The following is a 19,846-nucleotide window of genomic DNA, read 5'->3' as shown; positions in this document are numbered from 1 at the left end:
ATGGCGACACTAAAGGATGTGGCAGCAGAATGCGGACTGACTGTTACAACTGTTTCAAGGGTTTTAAACAACAGGGGGTATATTAGCGACGAGACTCGGAAGAAGGTATACGCTGCTATGGATAAGCTCAATTATAGGCCCAATGAAGTCGCTAGATCTCTATCTAAAAAAACTACAAATACAATCGGGGTAATTGTGCCACACATTAGGCATCCATATTTTTCGGAAATGATTAGCAACATCGAAAATGCTGCTAGTAAAAAAGGGTACAAGATTATCCTTTGTAATACTAAGGGGAGAAATAACAAAGAAAAAGAGTATCTGGACATGTGCACTAGCAATCGTGTGGCTGGAATTATACTTTTCTCAGCCAGCGTTGCAGTGCAGGAGTTCACTGACAGCAATATTGCACTTGTCACTGTTGAGCGATTCGTTGAAAACGGTACTGCGGCCGTTGAATGCGATAACCGACAGGGCGGTGAGCTTGCTGCTCAGCATTTGATTGATTGCGGTTGTAAAAAGCTTTTGATGGTCAGTGGTGTTTCAGAAAATTTGATGCCTGCTGATGATCGAGCTATAGGATTTGAGGATGTTTGTAAGCGGAACAATGTCTTCTACCAAATAGTTTCAACTTCAATTGGTCAGTATAATAGTTTGGATTATCATGAGCTGTTGGAAGGGGCTCTTGAGTTGGACGAAGAGATAGACGGTGTTTTCGCCAGCTCGGATCTTATCGCTGCACAGGTTCTTCAGGTCTGCGCAAAGATAGGTCGAAGAGTTCCAGAGGATTTAAAGATTGTGGGCTTTGATGATGTTATGATTTCACAAATCACCGACCCACCGATTTCCACAATCCATCAGCCAATAAAAGAAATGGCAGAGGCAGCTGTTGATATGGTTATCGACGCCTCAGAAGGCAAAACTGTTCCAAAGCGAACCCTCTTGCCAGTTACGCTAGTAAAACGAGAAAGTACATAAATACGAAAGCACTTTGCAAAGTTTGTAAAGTGCTTTTATTTGTATGACATTTTATGGCATGAAAGTGTAACAGCCAGAAATATCGTATTTTTGTTAGCACTCTTATTAATAGAGTGCTAAAAATCTATTGACTTCTCAAATCCTCAGTATTATCATATATTTCAGTGATAAATAATGAGCTGTAGCTAACAAGCTCTTAGGTTTCTGAATGAGGCATTCTATAGCCGAAAGAAGAAACTCTAAGGCTTGTTAGCGTAACAGCGGTGTATATAAGGAGTGAGGATAATGAGTAACAAAAAAGGTAGTTTATCAATCACAAGTGAAAATATTTTTCCAGTAATTAAGAAGTGGTTATATAGTGACCATGATATTTTTTATAGAGAGCTTATCTCAAATGGCTGTGATGCTATCACAAAGCTTAAGAAGTTAGACATGATGGGAGAATATTCTCTTCCACTTGATTACAAGGCAAAGATTCAGGTTATCGTAAGCCCTGAGGACAAGACTCTTACATTCATTGATAATGGTCTTGGTATGACAGCTGAAGAGGTTGATGAATACATTAATCAGATTGCTTTCTCTGGCGCTACAGATTTCCTTGAGAAATACAAGGACAAGGCTGATTCGGATCAGATTATTGGACATTTCGGTCTTGGATTTTATTCTGCATTCATGGTTGCAGATGAGGTTCACATTGATACTCTTTCATATAAGGATGGCGCTACAGCAGTTCATTGGGAATGTGATGGCGGCACAGAGTTTGAAATGGGCGATGGCGACTGGGATTCAGTTGGAACAAAGATTACACTTTTCTTGAATGAAGATTGCCTTGAGTTTGCTAACGAGTATCGTGCTCGTGAGGTTATCGAGAAGTATTGCTCATTCATGCCTACAGAGATTTATCTTTCAAAGAAGGATGCACCTGAAGAGTATGAGACAATCGATGCAGCTGACAAGAGAGACACAGATAAAGTAATCGAAGAGATTCACGAGGAAGCCAAGTTTGAAGAAAAGGAAAACGAAAACGGAGAGAAGGAGCAGGTAGAGGTTTCTCCAGCAAAGGACAAACTGAAGATTGTTAAGCGCCCAGTTCCTCTTAATGAGACTCAGCCACTTTGGACAAAGTCTCCATCTGAGTGCACAGAAGAAGACTACAAGAAGTTCTATCGTGATGTTTTCCGTGATTATAAGGAGCCACTTTTCTGGATTCATCTTAACATGGATTATCCATTCAATCTCAAGGGTATTTTATATTTCCCTAAGATTAATACTGAGTACGATTCAATTGAAGGAACAATCAAGCTTTACAATAATCAGGTATTTATCGCTGATAATATTAAGGAAGTCATTCCTGAATTCTTAATGCTCCTTAAGGGTGTCATTGACTGTCCAGATCTTCCTCTTAATGTATCACGTTCTGCACTTCAGAATGATGGATTTGTTACAAAGATTTCTGAGTACATTACAAAGAAGGTTGCTGATAAGCTTACTGGAATGTGCAAGACTGAAAAGGAATCTTATGAGAAGTATTGGGATGATATCGCTCCATTCATCAAGTTCGGTTGCTTAAAGGATAATAAGTTCTGCGATAAGATGAATGACTACATCTTATTCAAGGATATTAATGATGCTTATATTACTCTTCCAGAGCTTCTAGTTAAGGAAGAAAAGGCTACAGATGAAAATGGCGATAAGGTTGAGGCAGAGGTTGTCGATGAGACAAAGGATGCAGATGCAAACAAGGAGCCAGAGGACACTAGAAAGACAGTTTACTATGTAACAGATCTTCAGCAGCAGTCACAGTATGTAAACATGTTCAAGGAGCAGGGACAGAATGCGGTTATCCTTGATCACGCAATTGATACTTCATTTATTACTCAGCTTGAGCAGCGTAATGAGAATTATAAGTTCTGCCGTATCGATGCAGATGTTACAGATACTATGGTAGAGGAGACAGCCGAGGACGAGCTTAAGTCTGAGACAGAGACTCTTACTGAAGTATTCCGTAAGGCACTTAATAATGAAGGCCTTGATGTTAAGGTTGAGAAGTTCAAGAACAAGGATCTTTCTTCAATGCTCACAGTATCTGAAGAGAGCCGCCGTATGCAGGACATGATGAAGATGTATGCTATGGGTGGAATGGACATGGGAATGTTTGGCTCAGCTTCAGAGACACTTGTACTTAATGCAAACAATGATTTAGTTCAGTACATTCTTAACAATAAGGACTCTGAAAACGTGCCAACTTTTGCAGCTCAGCTATATGATTTGGCTAAGATTGCAAATGCACCATTATCACCTGAGGCAATGACTGAATTTGTTGCACGTTCTAACAAAATCATGATGTTATTAGCAAAGTAATATTTGAATGCAAGCTTGCATTTATAACGAATGGCAGACAGAAATGTCTGCCATTTTCTAATAATTGCTATAATGTAGAGCAAGAATTCGTAATAATATGTTAGTAATGTGATAGAAGTGTGAATAAATTATTGAAAAACTATGTACATTAGACTATCATAGATTCATGGGGAGGATACGCACTATAATCAGCGTATTTTTTATGAGTTGGGGGAAATATGGCGACAGCTAGTAACAAAAAATGGTGGAAGAATTCTATTGTATATCAAATCTATCCACGCTCTTTTTGCGACAGTAATGGGGATGGAATAGGTGATATTCCTGGAATCATTTCTAAACTTCATTATCTTAAGGATTTAGGGGTCGATATTATTTGGCTCAGTCCTGTTTATCAAAGCCCTGGCTATGACAATGGCTATGATATTTCTGATTATAAGGGCATCAATCCAGAATATGGCACAATGGAGGATATGGAACGGCTTATCAGTCGTGCCAAAAGACTCGGTATAAAAATAATAATGGACCTTGTTATTAATCACACCTCGGATGAGCATGAGTGGTTCAAAAAGGCTCTTGATGGTGATGAAAAGTATAGAGACTTCTATTATTTTAGAGAGGGCAAGGGAAGAAAAAGGCCAAATAATTGGGGGTCTTTTTTTGGCGGCGCAGCATGGTCGAAGACAGATAAAGGTGATTACTATCTTCATCTTTTTAGCAAAAAACAACCAGATTTGAATTGGCATAATCCTGAAGTCTATAATGAAATTACAGATATTATGCGCTTCTGGCTTGATAAAGGTATTGCAGGTTTCAGATGTGATGTCATTAACATCATATACAAAACAAGTCTGGATAATGGAAAAAAACATTTAGCCCTAACAGGAAAGGAATATTACTTAAATACCGAGGGCTGCCATGACTTGCTCAGACGTTTTAATGAAGATGTTTGGTCTAAGTACAAGACATTTATTGTTGGGGAAACGGTGCTGGTTACGCCTGACGATGCTAAGCAGCTGTGTGACGAGGAAAAAAGAGAGCTTGATACGGTATTCTTTTTTGAACACATGGATGTAGATAGCAGGGGCGGAATTAAATGGTTTAAAAAGCGTTATAAGCCATATAAATTGATAAAGGTATTGGATAAGTGGCAGAATGCCCTAGAGATTCCAGCAAATTATCTAGAGAACCATGATCAGGTTCGTTCGATAAATCATTTTGGAAATACTAAGGAGTACTGGGAGAAAAGTGCGAAGCTTTTGTGCGGGCTAAATCTTTCTTTAAAAGGTATTCCGTTTATATATGAAGGCGAAGAAATTGGAATGACAAATGGTGATTTCCGAGGTCTTAGCGATATAAGAGATATAGAATCCTATAATGTAAATAAAGCGTTAAAGCGTATGCTTCTGACACATTCAATTAGAAGAAAAATCATTCTTCGCACAAGCCGCGATAATGCTCGTACACCAGTGCAGTGGGATTCAACTGATAATGCAGGTTTTACAAATGGTGAGCCTTGGCTGAAGATAAATGAAAATAAATCATTTATAAACGTAGCTTCTGAATCAGATGATGAAAATAGCATCCTGAATTTCTATAAGAAAATGATTGAGTTTAGAAAGAACTCAAAGGCTCTATCAGAGGGGACATATAGAAAGGTTGCATCACCAAGTGATGTCTTTATCTATACCCGTGAGGCAAAAGAGGAACGCCTTTACGTTTATTGTAATCTTACCTCTTATCCACGTGAGGTTGAGTTCTATGGAGACCGTATTATCTTCGGTAACTACGATGAAGACGACCGACAGGACTTTATTCTCCAACCATATGAATATCGTATAGTAGCATCAAATATCTAATGATATAAAAAAAGAGGCCTAGGCCTCTTTTTTGTTTAGATTTTTATTAGCTGTTGAAAGCATAAGTTTAATTCGATTAAGCTGATTTACTTCTGATGCGCCTGGATCATAGTCAATTGCTACTATATTTGCATCAGGATGCTCGTGTCTGATTCGCTTGATAACACCTTTACCTACAACGTGGTTAGGCAAGCATCCGAAAGGCTGGATACATACAATATTGCTAGCTCCCATCTCAATGAGTTCGAGCATCTCGCCTGTAAGGAACCAACCCTCACCTGTTTGGTTACCAATAGAAACAATATCTTTTGCTTTGTCTGCAGTATCAAGAATATACGCAGGAGCAGTAAATCTCTTTGATTTATTAAATTCATCTCTTGCGGCACTTCTGAGCCACTCGAAGAACTTGATTCCCAGGTCACAGACAATTCTGGTCTTCTTGCTTGCTCCAAGATTCTCTTCCTTGAAGGTTGCATCGTAGAAGCAGTAGAGAAGGAAGTCTGTTAAATCAGGAATAACAGCCTCAGCGCCTTCCTGTTCAAGCAAGTCTGCTAAGTGATTGTTAGCAGCTGGAAGGAACTTAACAAGGATTTCTCCAACGATACCAACACGTGGTTTAACAAGTCCTTCGATGATTGGGAGATTGTCAAAGTCTCTAATCATCTCGCGACACATCTTCTTGAACTTTCTATGAGAAAGAATCTTCTTGTTGGAAACGAATTCAACAATCTTTTCTTTCCATTTTTCATGGAGTTCATTTGTTGAACCCTTAATTGCTTCATAAGGACGAACTCTGTAAACACATCTGAGGAGAATATCACCAAATGTAAGAGCATAAAGTCCGTGCTGAATAAGGCTAGGTGAAAGCTTAAAGCCTGGGTTACCCTCAAGACCACTAAGGTTAAGAGAGATAACAGGTACATCTGGGTAACCTGCCTTGGCAAGCGCTCTACGGATAAATCCAATGTAGTTTGAAGCACGGCAACCACCACCAGTCTGAGAAATCAATAGGGCAGTACGGCTCATATCAAATTCGCCTGTATCGATTGCAGCCATGAGTTGTCCAACAACCATAAGTGAAGGATAGCATGCATCGTTGTTAACGTACTTAAGACCTTCATCGACACAAGTACGTGTTGGAATGTCAGGAATCACAAGATTATATCCAGCCGCGTTAAATGCAGGCTCAATTAAATCAAAGTGGATAGGTGACATCTGAGGACAAAGAATTGTGTAATTCTTCTTCATTTCCTCTGTAAATATAATACGGTTATAGTTTGCAGGAACAATCTTTCTTTCCTGTTTCTTCTTTTTCTTTACGCGAAGCGCAGCAAGGAGTGAACGCACACGAATTCTTGCTGCACCAAGGTTGTTAACCTCATCAATCTTAAGGCAGGTATAAATTTTGCCTGAGTTTGTAAGGATATCAGCAACCTGATCAGTTGTAACGGCATCAAGACCACAACCGAATGAGTTAAGCTGAATTAAATCAATGTTGTCATGCTTTTTAACATAGTTTGCTGCAGCATACATTCTTGAGTGGAACATCCATTGATCCATTACGATGAGAGGACGCTCAACTTCGCCGAGATTAGAAATAGAATCCTCGGTCAAAACAGCAATACCATAGCTGTTGATAAGCTCTGGAATACCATGGTTAATCTCTGGATCAACGTGGTATGGACGGCCAGCAAGTACAATACCATGCTTTCCTGTTTCCTCAAGGTACTTAAGAACTTCAGCACCCTTTGCATACATATCGTTACGGAAGTTTTCCTGCTCAGCCCATGCAGCATGTGCAGCACTTCTAACTTCAGACTCGCCAATGTTGAATTCTGCTTTGAATACCTTTACGAGCTGTGAAGCTAAAATCTCTTCACTTGTGAATGCCATAAATGGATTCAGGAAACGGACCTTGCCACTGGTAATCTCATCTACGTTGTTCTTAATATTTTCAGCGTATGAGGTAACGATAGGGCAGTTGTAGTGGTTGTTAGAATCAGGGAACTCGTTTCTTTCATATGGAATACATGGATAATAAATGAAATCAACGTTTCCTTCATTGATAAGCCACTGCACATGACCGTGCGCCATCTTTGCTGGATAACATTCTGACTCAGATGGGATTGATTCAATACCAAGCTCATATACCTTTCGGTTTGAACGTGGAGAAAGAACAACTCTGAATCCAAGCTTTTTAAAGAAAGTTGCCCAATAAGGATAGTTTTCATACATATTTAAAACTCTTGGAATACCAACGGTTCCGCGAGTAGCCTCTTCTTCTGTTAGAGGCTCATATTCGAATAATCTATTGTATTTATAATCGAAAAGGTTTGGAATGTTTTCTTTATTCTTGACACCGCCTGCACCCTTTTCACAACGGTTTCCAGTGATGAATGAGCGACCACCTGAAAAACGGTTAATTGTAAGTAAGCAGTGGTTTACGCATCCCTGACAACGTGTGAGCTTTGTATCGAAAGTAAGCTCGTTAATCTCGTCAATGCCAAGTGTTGTAGTAGTAGGATTTTCCTCGTAACGCTCTTTTGCAATGAGGGCACAACCGAAGGCACCCATAATACCAGCAATATCAGGACGAACGACATTTACACCAGCTGTCTTCTCAAGAGAACGAAGAACAGCATCATTGTAGAAAGTTCCACCCTGAACTACGATATTCTTACCAAGCTCTGAAGCGTCAGAAAGCTTGATAACCTTGAATAATGCGTTCTTAATTACTGAGTAAGCAAGACCAGAAGAAATGTCTGCTACAGATGCACCTTCTTTTTGAGCCTGCTTAACCTTTGAATTCATAAATACAGTACAGCGAGTTCCAAGGTCAATAGGGTTAAGTGCGAATAAAGCTTCCTCAGCGAAATCCTGAACAGTGAAGTCAAGAGACTTTGCGAAGGTTTCGATAAATGAACCACAACCAGAAGAACAAGCCTCGTTAAGCTGAACGCTATCAACAACACCATTCTTGATGCGGATACATTTCATATCCTGTCCACCGATATCCAAAATACAGTCTACATCTGGATTGAAGAATGCAGCTGCATAATAATGTGCAATGGTCTCAACTTCGCCATCGTCAAGCTGAAGTGCAGCCTTTAAAAGTGCTTCGCCGTAACCAGTAGAGCAGGAGTGTACAATATGTGTATCCTCAGGCATGATAGAGTAAATCTCCTTCAAAGCCTTGAGAGAAGTAGCAAGAGGGCTACCATTGTTGCTTGAGTAGAATGAGTAAAGAAGAGTTCCGTCCTCGCCTACAACTGCAAGCTTTGTAGTTGTAGAACCTGCATCAATACCAAGGTAAACATTGCCGTGATATGTGGATAAATCACCCTTCTTAACCTCTGCCTGTGCATGACGGTCCTTGAATTCACGAAAATCCTCTTCGGATTCAAATAATGGCTCAAGTCTTGCAACTTCAAATTCCATTTTTATGCCATCTGCAAGTTTATCAATAAGATCATCCATAGGAACGTGATTTTCTTCCTTTGAATTAAGTGCAGAACCAATTGCTGCAAAAAGGTGAGAATTATCAAGCTCGATAGCGTGCTCCTCGTCAAGCTTTAAGGTGCGAACAAATGCCTCTTTAAGCTGATCCAGGAAGTGAAGGGGGCCACCGAGGAATGCAACGTGTCCACGGATTGGCTTACCACAGGCAAGACCAGAAATTGTCTGGTTAACTACTGCCTGGAAGATAGAAGCTGAAAGGTCTTCCTTTGAAGCGCCCTCGTTGATAAGTGGCTGTATATCTGTTTTGGCGAATACACCGCAACGAGCTGCGATAGGATAGATCGCCTTGTAATCTTTTGCATAAGTATTAAGACCAGGAGCATCTGTCTGTAAAAGTGATGCCATCTGATCAATGAAAGAACCTGTACCACCAGCGCAAATACCATTCATACGCTGCTCAACATTTCCATTTTCAAAATAGATAATCTTTGCATCCTCGCCACCAAGCTCAATAGCAACATCTGTCTGTGGAGCGTAGTGAGTGAGTGAGGTTGAAACGGCAATAACCTCCTGTACAAATTCAACGCCAAGATGCTTAGCAAGTGTAAGTCCGCCTGAACCAGTAATCATTGGACGAACTTCTATCTTTCCAAGCTTAGACTTAGCCTGTGTTAATAAATCAGTGAGAGTTTGCTGGATGTTAGCAAAGTGTCTCTGATAATCAGAAAATAATAAATTGTTTTTGTCATCTAAAACGGCAATTTTTACAGTAGTAGAGCCGATATCGATTCCGAGTTTGAATAATTTGTTTTCCATAGTTCTCCTAATTCTAGGCTTCCCCTGGAGGGAAAGCTATCACCGAAGGTGACTGATAAGGTGTTAACCTTCTTATTATATGTACTTAAATAATTAACCTCAGCTATTATAAATGTAGACGCAAAAAATGACAATAAACAAAATCTTAATTTTGTCCTGAGGCCGCTGTAGACCCCACAGCTGATTTATGAGGTGTTTTCTTTTTTTTCTCTTTACAAAAATTAAACCTTGTTGTATATTCTTTAAGTACAGGGCGTACATTTTTGCAGGAACGAAAGTTCTTGTAAAAAAAAACGCTTTTTTTTATTTTCAGGAGGAAATATGTGGCAGCTATACCATTGTGCAATAGTTGGAATTCATATTTGAATATTTAGGAGTTGAAGGCACCTTAGTCTAAGGGTGTAACTTTCGACTCCTTTTTTGTTTACTATTCAGAGCCAAGTAATATTTAATAGAAAAAACTTACTTGTAAGTGCTTTTCTATTAAATATTATTTGGAGAGAACACCACATGAGCAAAAGGAAAACACTGTAAGTGTGATTTTGCGAATGTGTTCTGAATAGTAAACACAGATATTATTATTTTATAAAGGAGTATAAGATGACAAAACACGTATTTGTTACTGGTGGTGTAGTATCAGGTTTAGGAAAAGGTATTACAGCAGCGTCTTTGGGACGTCTACTTAAAATGAGGGGTTATAAGGTTGCTTCACAGAAGCTTGATCCTTACATGAACGTAGACCCAGGCACCATGAGTCCATATCAGCATGGTGAGGTTTTCGTTACAGATGATGGAGCAGAGACTGACCTTGATCTTGGTCACTATGAGCGTTTCATTGACGAAAGTCTTAACAAATATTCTAATCTTACTTCTGGTAGAGTTTACTGGAATGTTTTGAACCGTGAGCGTAAGGGTGAGTACCTTGGCCAGACAGTTCAGGTTATTCCTCATATCACAGAAGAGATTAAGCGTTTTATATACATGGGCGCAGAGACATCTGATTGTGATGTTCTTATTACCGAGATTGGTGGTACAACAGGTGATATCGAGTCTCAGCCATTCCTTGAAGCTATCAGACAGGTTTCATTGGAAAAGGGTCGTGAGAATTGTCTATTCATCCATGTTACACTTGTTCCTTGGCTTTCTGGCTCAGAAGAGCACAAGTCAAAGCCTACACAGCACTCTGTTAAGGAGCTTCAGTCACTTGGTATCGCTCCAAATATTATCGTTTGTCGTGTAGATCATCCACTTGAGCAGTCTATCAAGGATAAGATTTCTCTTTTCTGTAATGTTAAGAAGGACTGCGTAATTGAGAATGATACTCTTGATTGCTTATACGAGGCTCCACTTATGATGCATAAGTATGGCCTTGATGATGTTGTTTGCCGTGAGCTTGGTCTTGAAAACCGCACTCCTAAGATTGATGAGTGGGAGAAGATGGTTAAGACTATCAAGGGTCTTAAGAAGACAACTAAAATTGCTATCGTTGGAAAGTATGTTGCTCTTCACGATGCATATCTTTCAGTTCGTGAAGCTCTTTACCACGGTGGCTATGCTAACAATGCTCACGTTGAAGTTGAATGGGTTGATTCAGAAGAAATCACAAAAGACAATGTTAAGGAAAAGCTTGGAATGTGCGATGGTATTTTAGTTCCAGGTGGTTTCGGCGACAGAGGTGTAGAAGGAAAGATTGCTGCTTGTCAGTTTGCTCGTGAAAACGACATTCCTTATCTTGGTATCTGCCTTGGTATGCAGGTTGCTGCTATCGAGTTTGCCAGAAATGTTTGCGGACTTACAGATGCAAACTCTCGTGAGTTCAATAGCACAGGCAAGAACTGCGTAATCGACCTTATGGAAGAGCAGATGGCTGTTCTTAGAAAGGGCGGAACAATGAGACTTGGTGCTTATCCATGTGCAGTTCGTACTGGTACAAAGCTTTATGAAGCATACGGCGCAGAAAATATTTCAGAGCGTCATAGACATAGATTTGAGTTTAACAATTCGTACAGAGATATTATGACTGAAAAGGGACTTACTATTTCTGGTACATCACCTAATGATGAGGTTGTTGAGGCAGTGGAAGTTTCTACAAACAAGTTCCACGTGGGTGTTCAGTTCCATCCAGAATTCAAGAGCCGTCCAAACAAGCCACATCCATTATTCTCAGCTTTTATTAAGGCGAGCTTGAACTAGGAATCAATAAATTTTCATATATAAGGAGAGAAAATATGTTAGAAAAAAGATTCAAACTCAGTGCTAACAACACTACAGTAAAGACTGAGATTTTAGCCGGTCTTACCACATTCATGACAATGGCTTATATCATTGCCTTGAATCCAAACATCCTTACAAACTATGGAGCTGGTGGAGCACAGCTTTGGAATGGTGTATTCCTTGCAACTTGTCTTTCATCAGCAGTTGCAATGCTTGTAATGGCATTACTTGCTAACAAGCCTTTCTGTCTTGCTCCAGGTATGGGTCTTAACTCATTCATGGCAATCGTTATTGGCAACCTTGTAGCAGCTACATCAATGGATTATGTACAGTCTTTCCAGGCTATGCTTTGCATCATCCTTATCGAAGGTATTGTATTCTTCATCCTTTCACTTCTTAATGTTCGTGAGAAGATTGTAGATGCTATTCCACTTGGAATTCGTCTTGGTATTTCACCTGCAATTGGCCTTATGCTTCTTAACATCGGCTTTGGTTCAAATGTTTACATTGCAGATTCTAACTACAATCAGTTCTATGTAATGAGAGATTTCTTTGGAGCACTTACAGCTTCACACGCTAAGGAAATGATGACAGACGCTTATCCAGTAATGGTTCTTTCAGCTGTTACAATGTTTGTTGGACTTTTTGTTATCGTTGTACTTGCAACAAAGGGCTTCAAGGGTGCTGTTATCACAGGTATGCTCGTAGCTTCAGTTCTTTATTGGATTTGCGATGCTGTATTCCTTGGACAGAATCCATTTGCTTCACTTGAGACAGCTTCATTTGTTCCAGCATTTGGTGACATGGCAGCTACAACACTCTTCAAGTTCAACTTCGCTGGTCTTGCTCAGATGGGCTGGTTCACAGCAGTTACACTTGTTATTACTTTCTGCATCATCGATATGTTCGATACAATTGGTACACTTGTTGGTACAGCATCACGTGCAGGTATGGTAGACCGTGAAGGTAACATGCCAAACATGAAGGAAGCACTTCTTTCAGATTCAGTTGGAACAATGTTTGGTGCTTGCACAGGTACTTCTACAGTTACAACTTTCATCGAGTCAGCTTCAGGTGTTGAGGCAGGCGGACGCACAGGTCTTACATCACTTACATGTGGTATTGCATTCTTCCTTTGCATCTTCCTTGCACCAATCGCAGCAATCATTCCAGCAGCAGCTACATCAGCAGCTCTTATCTATGTTGGTGTACTTATGATGACTGGTCTTAAGAAGGTTAACTTTGATGATCTTACAGTTTGTGTACCTGTTACAATCATGCTTATTGCTATGCCAATATCTGGTTCAATCGGACATGGTATCGGTCTTGCAATGATTTCATACACATTCATCAAGGTTTTCACAGGAAAGGCAAAGGAAGTTTCAGCACTTACATATGTAATTTCTGTTCTCTTCCTCATTAAGTTCTTCTTAGCAGTATAGGCTGTCCATAATTAGACACACTTACCTCCGCTATACTACATTCATAAGAAATGTAGAAGCGGAGGTATTTTTTATGAAAAAGAAGCTGGATAAAGAATTAATTATCTCATTTGGAACTTTGGCATTATTATTTGCCATGGGAATTATTTTCTTCATTTTATATGTTTTTAATATCGATGTTTCATCCCATATTACTGGAATAGTGGGTTCCTATTCGGGTTTATCAGGTGGTATTTGGCTATTCCTTCTTTGCCGAAATTGTTGACTATGTATAGGGGTTTATCTATAATTAAATTATCTATATATAGTGTGATAAGTAGGGGATTATAGCAATCTCTTGTGTTATCGCCTCTTTTGAGAAATGGAAGGTAATTTGTTATGAAGAAACTGTTTAAACGAACTATGAATGTAATCGCCGTGTGCGCTTTTGTATTTGCATTAAATCTTGTGGCTTTTGCACAGGGTACCACTATGATTTCTGTGTCTAAGAATGCACCTGCTGTAGGGGACTCTGTCACAATTTCAGTTACTGCGTCAGAGTCTGGTACTATCACTGTGAAGTACACCTCAAGCATGCTTACATTTTCTAGTTGTAATGTTTCCGGTTATAGTGCTTCTGGAAACACAGTTTCTTTCTCTGGCAAAAATGGAGATATCGTATTTTCGGCCACTTCTGCAGGTACAGCATCTATAATTGTTTCGTCATCAAGCTGTTCAGGAAGTAGTACAACTCTTGCAATTGGCGGAAGTGCACCAGCAGAGCCAGCTGCTCAGGAAAAGCCAGCTGAGACTACTCAGGAGACAACTGTAGACGAAGCACCAGTTGAAGTTGAAGAGGCTCCAGCAGAGGAACCAACTGAAACATCAGAGGCTAGTGTACCTACTGCAGGTAGCATCGGTACTCTCAATTCAAATGGTGGATTTGATATTAATGGCGTTTCTTATGTTGTTTCTGAAAGATATTCAGATTCTGAAATGCCTTCAGGCTTTTCAAAGACTACAGTAAAAATCGGAAGCAGCACATACAGCGAGCCAACAAATGGTTCAATCACACTGTTGTACCTTAAGCCAGCAGATAATATTGCAGGTTCAGGTGTATTCTACCTCTACAATGCTGAGGCGGGCACAGTTTCTGATTTTCTTTTACTTAGCGGAAGTGATGATTTTGTTATTATTTCTTCATCTGATTCAGCACCTTCATCTGCATTTCAGGCTACAACTCTTGAAGTAACAGGTGGCACAGCATCAGCTTATACACTTGATGGCTCCTTCTATTATGTTTATGGAACTAACAAATCAGGCGATTCTGGCTGGTTTGTATATGACAGTGCAAATGGTACAGTTTCACGCCTGGACGAGAGTCTTCTTAGTGCTACAACTACTGCATCTTCTAGTGAAGTAGATGATGAGACTGCTACATCTAATGATAATGTGGATGTTTATGTTAAGAAGCTTGACATTTACCGCAAGGTAATCATGGGACTTATTGTTCTTTGCGTAGTCCTTGTTTTTATTATCATTAATTCACTTGTCAGATCACGTGACAGAGACGATTTTGATGGTGATATTTTCGCTAAAGCTCCAGTAAGATCTTCTTCAAAGAAGGTTCCTCGTTCAATTGTATTTAAAGGTTCTTCAAAAAATGACGATTATTATGATGAAGAGGATGATGAATACGACGAAGAATTCGACGAGGAAGAGGAGTACGAAGAAGAGTACGAGGATGAATATGATGAGCCAGCCATCTCATCACGTGAACCAATTTCAAATTACAATGCTCGTAGAACTTCGAGCTTAAAAATGATGGATCTTAATGATCTTTAAACCTAAAAGGAGACGAGAATGGAATATTCAAAACAGGCAAAGCGAGCTATAACAGGTGCATCCAAACTTTCTAAATCTTTAAATCACAGTTATGTTGGAACTGAGCACCTCCTTATCTCTATTATCGAGCAGGAGAATTCTCTTGCTGCCAAAGTTTTGAACTCTAATGGAGTTAACAGGGATGCATTATTGAAGTTGGTGGAGGAGCTTATTTCACCAGGTGGAGATGTTGTTATTCGTGAGAGGGATGGTTACACTCCAAAGATGGAGCAACTTCTTGACCATGCTGCCGAAGAGGCAGACAAATGCAATTCTAAAACTATAGGAACTGAGCACCTGCTTCTTGCAATGATTCGTATGCAGGATTGCTCTGGCGCGAGACTTCTTAATTCACTTGATGTAAATCCTCACAAGCTCTTTTCAGAATTGGTTGCTGGAATGGGCGCAGAGGGTGCAGTTTATAAGGAAGAAATGCAGGCTATGAACAGTGGCCGCAAGCGAAATGAGACTTCTTACCTCGAACAGTTTTCCAGAGATCTTACAGCTATGGCTGAGGATGGAGAGCTTGATCCTATTGTAGGGCGTGACTCAGAAATACAGCGTGTAATTCAGATTTTATCTCGACGCGGCAAGAATAATCCTTGTCTTATTGGCGAGCCAGGTGTTGGAAAGACAGCAATTGTTGAGGGGCTTGCTCAGCGAATAGTCGAGGGCAATGTGCCTGATTCAGTGATGGGGATTAGAGTTTTATCTCTTGATTTGTCTGGTATGGTTGCCGGTTCGAAGTATCGCGGAGAGTTTGAGGAGCGCATCAAGCGAGTTATTGCAGAGGTGATTGAGGAAGGGAATATCCTTCTTTTCATAGATGAAATCCATACACTTATTGGTGCTGGTGGAGCCGAGGGAGCTATTGATGCTTCCAATATTCTCAAACCTGCCATGGCTAGAGGTGAAATACAAATCCTTGGTGCGACAACCATAACAGAATATCGTAAATATGTGGAGAAGGACGCTGCTCTTGAGCGCCGTTTCCAACCGGTTATGGTAGAGGAGCCTAGCACAGAGGAAACTATCGAAATTTTAAAGGGTGTTCGTCATTTATATGAGGAGCATCACGGTGTAACAATACCAGACGATGCGGTAGAGGCTTGTGTAAATCTTTCTGAAAGATATATTGCAGATCGTTTTCTCCCTGATAAAGCTATCGATTTGATGGATGAGGCAGCTGCATCGCTCAAGCTTACTTTTGTAAAGAATAACACAAAGGACGATACCTTATCTTCAAGAATAGATGAGCTTGCAGTGGAGATGGAGGAAGCAATCATTTCTGGAGATATTGCTCTTGCCAGCTCTCTTAAAAAGGAAAAAGATGAGCTCATTGCAAAGAAAGAAGCAGATGACAAAAAGCTTTCAAGAAAGCGCAAGACAAAACCTGCCGTTCTCACAGAAAATGATGTAGCAGCAGTTGTTGCTCTTTGGACAAAGATTCCAGTTACTAAGTTGACTGAACAAGAGTCTGTTCGTCTTAGAAAGATTGAAAGCATATTACATAAGCGTGTAATTGGTCAGGAGGAAGCTGTTTCAGCTGTTGCTCGTGCCGTTAGACGTGGACGTGTTGGACTTAAGGAAAAGGGAAGACCTATTGGTTCATTCTTGTTCTTGGGTCCTACAGGTGTAGGTAAAACTGAGATTTCAAAGGCTTTGGCTGAGGCAGTTTTTGGCACGGAAAATGCCATGATTCGTGTAGATATGAGTGAATACATGGAGAAACACTCAGTGTCAAAGATGATAGGTTCACCTCCAGGTTATGTTGGTTATGAGGAAGGTGGTCAGCTTTCTGAAAAGGTTAGAAGAAATCCGTATTCAGTTATTCTTTTTGACGAGATTGAGAAGGCGCATCCAGATGTATTCAATGTTCTTCTTCAGATTCTTGATGATGGACATGTTACAGATTCTCAGGGCCGCAAGGTCGACTTCAAGAACACTATTATCATCATGACATCCAATGCCGGAGCGCAGGCAATCATAGAGCCTAAAAAACTTGGATTTGCATCAAAGGAAGATGCAAGCAAGGACTACGAGTTCATGAAGAATGGTGTTATGGAAGAGGTGAAGCGAATATTTAAACCAGAGTTCCTTAACCGAATCGATGAGACTATAGTATTTAGAGCTCTGAACAAAGATGATATGAAGGAAATTGCAGGTCTTCAGGTTAAACAGTTTGTTGAACGCTGCAAGGAGCAGATGGATATTACTGTTACTATTCCTGCTACGGTCAAGACATGGATTGTTGAAAAATCTTTCGATCCTAAATATGGTGCACGACCAATTCGTAGAAAAATACAGACAGCATTGGAAGATGTTATGGCAGAGGAGATTCTTGCCGGCAAGATTAAATCCTCTGATACAGTCAAAGCTAAGGTTAAAAATGATGCTGTAGTTTTTGAAAAATGCTAATTTTATTTGCTCCCATTTATTGTTAAAACCAAATTCGTTTGCTATAATTTGTCTAAGACAATCTGCAAACAGGCAGTACATAGGAGGAATGAGAATGGCTGTAATTAGCGAGTTGATTCGCAGTGAAGCAGATGGAAGCATCAGCTTTGGGGATTACACATTAGCTGACAAGAAGAAGCTAGAGGACTACAAGCATGAAGGGGATTTGTACAAGGTAAAGACATTTGCTGATATTACCAAGCTTGAACGAAATGGAATGTTCGTATATGAATCTGTTCCAGGTACGGCAGTTGAGAAGTTCGCTTGCTCAGCTGATTTGGTTTCCTTTACCGTAGAAGGTAAGGAAGATGCAATGATTACCCTAGAGCTTGAGCCGGAGACCGAGTATGCCATTACTGTTGGGGGCTCCGCAACTAGTCAAATGAAGACAAACCTTGGCGGAAAGCTGAATTTATCAGTTGAATTAGACCCAGGGGTTGCTGTTGACGTACAGGTCAAAAGAATTTAATAGAACAATAAAATTATTTAATCAATCTTCCCATCCATTATCGGATGGGGAGATTTTTTGTAAGGAGAAAGAATGGCTAAAAAAAATATTTCTGTTTTTTTCTGTCAGAATTGCGGTAACGAAACTTCAAAATGGTCAGGCCAGTGTCCTGCCTGTGGCGCATGGAATACTCTTGTAGAAGAGGTTGTTGATAAAGCAACAGTTAAAACAAGAGCTAAGGTCTCTGACGTGAAACCGACGAAGCTTATAGATGTCACTACGTCAAATGAGATGAGGATTTCCACAAATATTGAGGAATTTGACAGAGTTTTAGGCGGTGGAATCGTTCCAGGTTCAATGGTTCTTGTGGGTGGAGATCCAGGTATTGGAAAATCTACATTACTATTGCAGACTTGTCAGAAACTTTGCAATGCAGGTACCAATGTCATGTATGTTTCAGGCGAGGAATCTCTCCAACAAATTAAAATTCGTGCAGACAGAATAGGGACCTTTAACGATAAATTGGATTTATTCTGTGAAACAAATCTTGATACAATAAAGGCTGTAGTTGAACGAGAAAAGCCAACTGTTCTCATAATAGATTCTATTCAAACAATGTATAATGAGACTGTAGGCTCTGCGCCAGGCTCAGTTTCTCAGGTGAGGGAATCAACGGGCGTATTGATGGAAATCGCCAAAGGAATTGGGATTGCGGTATTTATTGTTGGACATGTAACAAAAGAGGGAACAGTGGCTGGTCCTAGAGTACTTGAACACATGGTTGATACGGTACTTTATTTTGAAGGTGACAGACATGCTTCCTATAGGATCCTTAGAGGTGTAAAGAATAGATTTGGCTCCACAAACGAAATTGGTGTTTTTGAAATGCGTGATACTGGACTTGAACAGGTTAAGAATCCTTCTTCTGTAATGTTGGACGGTCGTCCTGACAATGCAACCGGGTCTATTGTAACCTGCTCAATGGAGGGAACTCGCCCAATTCTTGTGGAGATTCAGTCTCTGGTTAGCAAGACAGCGTTTGAAATTCCACGTAGAATGGCCACAGGCTGTGATTACAATCGCGTAAACCTTTTAGTTGCAGTTCTTGAAAGGATGAGAGATGTAAAAGCAAATAAATCTTGTGGTATCTTCCTCGGACGTTCTGATATATATGTAAATATCGCTGGCGGAATCCGCATTAATGAGCCCGCTGTTGATTTGGCAATAGCATTGGCAATCTATACTAGCGAAAAGGATATAGCTGTTGATCCTGGCGTGATTGTGTTTGGCGAGATAGGACTTACAGGTGAAGTGCGTTCTGTTTCTATGGCAGAGCAGCGTGTTACAGAAGCTAAAAAGCTTGGTTTCAATAAAGCAATAATTCCAGCATCTAATTTACCTTCAGTCAAATCTATAAAAGGAATAGATATTGTTGGTGTTTCTAATATCAAAGAAGCAGTTGATGCCATATCTCGTTAGAGGTATGGCATTGTTTTTTGAGGATTAAAAACCAATTGTCGAAAGAATTAGCACAATTCAAACAAATTAGAGATTTTTGAAGAATAGATTTACTTTAAAAAATCACAGTTTTTTTGTTGACACCATGGGTTTAGGATGTTATTATAATCGAGCACTGAGGGACAGCAAGTCACACAGAGCAAAACAAATAAACGAAGATTGATAACTGAACAGTGAAACAAACCTTGAATTAATACAAGTTTTTGAAACATGTATCCTTGAAATTCATTTAAGTTTCTTAATGAAACGAAACCTTTATAGTAAACAAGTCAGTTTTATACTGATTCGGAATTAAACTTATTGTAGCGAACGAGTTCGCTACTTGCATAACTTTTTGCTTCGCGAAAGCTCGCAAAAAGTCATGATTATAACATGAGAGTTTGATCCTGGCTCAGGATGAACGCTGGCGGCGTGCTTAACACATGCAAGTCGAA

At 39.9% G+C, this 19,846-nt stretch carries 11 protein-coding genes and 1 rRNA gene (1 of these 12 only partly in view); 11 read left to right on the top strand and 1 reads right to left on the bottom strand.

Annotated features, from left to right (window positions below):
- The 3 genes from FXF36_RS00705 to FXF36_RS00695 all read left to right on the top strand — a co-directional run bounded on the left by FXF36_RS00705 (nucleotide 1) and on the right by FXF36_RS00695 (nucleotide 5,195).
- Nucleotides 1-978, top strand: coding sequence for a LacI family DNA-binding transcriptional regulator (locus FXF36_RS00705; RefSeq protein WP_151621998.1), 978 nt, complete (start codon nucleotides 1-3; stop codon nucleotides 976-978).
- Nucleotides 979-1,263: 285 nt separating this feature from the next.
- Nucleotides 1,264-3,339, top strand: a complete 2,076-nt coding sequence (gene htpG / locus FXF36_RS00700) for a molecular chaperone HtpG (protein WP_151621997.1) — start codon at nucleotides 1,264-1,266, stop codon at nucleotides 3,337-3,339.
- A gap of 218 nt (nucleotides 3,340-3,557) precedes the next feature.
- Nucleotides 3,558-5,195 (top strand): glycoside hydrolase family 13 protein, encoded by a 1,638-nt coding sequence (locus FXF36_RS00695; RefSeq protein ID WP_151621996.1) that lies wholly within the window; start codon nucleotides 3,558-3,560, stop codon nucleotides 5,193-5,195.
- An 18-nt stretch (nucleotides 5,196-5,213) separates the two neighbouring features.
- On the opposite strand, the gene FXF36_RS00690 is transcribed toward FXF36_RS00695, so the two are convergent.
- Nucleotides 5,214-9,470, bottom strand: a complete 4,257-nt coding sequence (locus tag FXF36_RS00690) for a 2-hydroxyacyl-CoA dehydratase (RefSeq protein ID WP_151621995.1) — start codon at nucleotides 9,468-9,470, stop codon at nucleotides 5,214-5,216.
- 600 nt (nucleotides 9,471-10,070) lie between these two features.
- On the opposite strand from FXF36_RS00690, the gene pyrG reads away from it, so the two are divergent.
- The 8 genes from pyrG to FXF36_RS00650 all read left to right on the top strand — a co-directional run.
- Nucleotides 10,071-11,663: a CTP synthase gene (pyrG, locus tag FXF36_RS00685; RefSeq protein WP_151621994.1), complete on the top strand. Its 1,593-nt coding sequence runs from the start codon at nucleotides 10,071-10,073 to the stop codon at nucleotides 11,661-11,663.
- A gap of 35 nt (nucleotides 11,664-11,698) precedes the next feature.
- Nucleotides 11,699-13,126, top strand: coding sequence for an NCS2 family permease (locus tag FXF36_RS00680; protein ID WP_151621993.1), 1,428 nt, complete (start codon nucleotides 11,699-11,701; stop codon nucleotides 13,124-13,126).
- A 73-nt stretch (nucleotides 13,127-13,199) separates the two neighbouring features.
- Complete coding sequence (locus tag FXF36_RS00675) at nucleotides 13,200-13,391, top strand: hypothetical protein (protein ID WP_151621992.1); 192 nt, start codon at nucleotides 13,200-13,202, stop codon at nucleotides 13,389-13,391.
- A 113-nt stretch (nucleotides 13,392-13,504) separates the two neighbouring features.
- Nucleotides 13,505-14,950, top strand: coding sequence for a hypothetical protein (locus FXF36_RS00670; protein ID WP_151621991.1), 1,446 nt, complete (start codon nucleotides 13,505-13,507; stop codon nucleotides 14,948-14,950).
- A gap of 18 nt (nucleotides 14,951-14,968) precedes the next feature.
- On the top strand, nucleotides 14,969-17,407 hold the full coding sequence (locus tag FXF36_RS00665) for an ATP-dependent Clp protease ATP-binding subunit (RefSeq protein ID WP_151621990.1): 2,439 nt from the start codon (nucleotides 14,969-14,971) through the stop codon (nucleotides 17,405-17,407).
- 94 nt (nucleotides 17,408-17,501) lie between these two features.
- A complete protein-coding gene (locus FXF36_RS00660; protein WP_151621989.1) occupies nucleotides 17,502-17,915 on the top strand; it encodes an endosialidase in 414 nt (137 codons plus the stop codon).
- A gap of 72 nt (nucleotides 17,916-17,987) precedes the next feature.
- Nucleotides 17,988-19,373 carry a DNA repair protein RadA gene (radA, locus tag FXF36_RS00655; protein ID WP_151621988.1) on the top strand — a complete coding sequence of 462 codons (1,386 nt, stop codon included), beginning with the start codon at nucleotides 17,988-17,990 and terminating at the stop codon, nucleotides 19,371-19,373.
- 407 nt (nucleotides 19,374-19,780) lie between these two features.
- Nucleotides 19,781-19,846: ribosomal RNA gene (locus FXF36_RS00650) — 16S ribosomal RNA — on the top strand; it runs 1,460 nt beyond the window's last position.

The organism is Pseudobutyrivibrio xylanivorans (assembly GCF_008935055.1).
GTDB classification, from domain to species: Bacteria; Bacillota; Clostridia; order Lachnospirales; family Lachnospiraceae; genus Pseudobutyrivibrio; species Pseudobutyrivibrio xylanivorans_A.
This window is presented reverse-complemented; position numbering and strand designations above follow the sequence as displayed.